Source organism: Streptomyces sp. NPDC054796 (assembly GCF_053611545.1).
The window spans coordinates 1-1,490 of the sequence record NZ_JBSHAO010000170.1; the positions used below are offsets into that span (position 1 = coordinate 1).

Sequence of the window (1,490 nt, forward strand, 5' to 3'; positions counted from 1 at the left end):
GGCACAGGGAACTCGTCTCCTTCGCATTGGATGGAGAAGGCAGCCCTCGGCATCAAGATCGACGCTCCGGGCGGGGGAGAGGGCTTGTCTCCTCCGTGGAAGTGCACGCTTTCACCGGTCTGGCGCCGCTACAGTGGCCGCTGTCCGGCGGGGAGCGGCCGGTCGTGTCGTGACGGACCGGGCCATGGGAGGAAGGGCGCGCCGATGCCGATGCGGTTGGATGCCAGCAGTCACTCGAAACTGTTGCGCCGCAAGGCGGCGGGGGAGTGCAGGTACTGCGGGGTCCGGGTGGAGTGGTTCGACCGCTTCGACCGTACCCGCATCCCTCTGACCACCGAAGTGCCGCGCAGTCAGGTCCCCGAGAGGTTCCGGTGGTACGTCGACGCCGGTGTCGCCTACCCGGGGAATGATCCGGGCGGGTCCCGCTACTGCCGCATTCCCCACCCCGCCGTCTGCCCTGCCCTGGAGCACGAGGGTCTCCCGGAAGAGATGGCCGATGTCGTCGCCCGCCTGGCGGTGCGCATGCGCATCCGCATCGACAAGGGCGAGTTCGTCCCGGCACTGCCGCCGCAGGAGGAAGAGGCCGCGGCGGTCAGCGAACCAGCTCCGGAACAGAAGCAGACATTGCCTGATCAGCGGCACATCGTGCGCTACTTCTCCTATCTGAGACTGGCCCCGGGCCGTATCGAAGACCTTCGGTGCGTCGCGGAGGAGGACGGCGCGCGCTGCCCCGACGGCGTCTTCTCCGCCGACCAGGGACGCTGGGAGCAGATGGAGATGCCGCATGTGCCCGGCCGCTCCGGGCAGATGCTGCTGACCCAGACCGGCGGCGCCATGTGGGTGTGGTCGCTGGAGGGACTCGACTGGGGGACGGTCAGCCGCTGGCTCGGCCAGCGCTGCCCCGCCCACGCCGACGGATCCAGCGCCCCCGACCACAGCGCCAGCGAATGGGAACCCTTCCACCCGCAGCGCCACGCCGACTTCGTCCTCGCAGAGCGCCCCGAGGGCTACGACCCGCCGCGGGCGCCGGAGGGGATCACGGTCCACGACGGGCCCCGCACCACGACCGTCTGCGCCCAGGACGGCTGCTTCAACTCGACCGTCGCCACCGTGCACGAGGGATGGCTGTGCTGGCGCTGCAGCAAACGCGCCCAGCGCCGCGCCCGCACACACAGCCGCTGGCAGAAGACGGACCGCTCCTGTGGGGAGTCCGGCCGGGGAAGATGACCTGCCCGATGGCAGGCCGGCGCCCCCACGCCGAAGGACCTCTCATCCGCCGGGGGCTGCGTGCCGTGCCGCGACCGGCCGGGCGCGACCTTGCGGGGGCGCCGTCGTTGGAAGCAGGAAACGCCGCGGCCGTACGAGGCCGCTCGAACCCGGGGAGGACCATGACGAACGGAGGCCCACAGGCGCAGGACGGCGCCGGGACGGGGAAGAGGGGACCGGGCCGCCTCGCACCGCTGGCCACCACACCTTGGCCGGAGCTGGAC

Annotated in this window: 1 protein-coding gene; it reads left to right on the plus strand. The window is 71.3% G+C overall.

All coding sequences use genetic code 11. From position 1 onward, the window contains the following. The first annotated feature begins 204 nt into the window (after positions 1–204). Entirely contained in the window at positions 205–1,227 is a 1,023-nt protein-coding gene (locus ACWGJ2_RS40445; protein WP_453351419.1) for a DUF6083 domain-containing protein, read from the plus strand. Positions 1,228–1,490 lie beyond the last annotated feature (263 nt).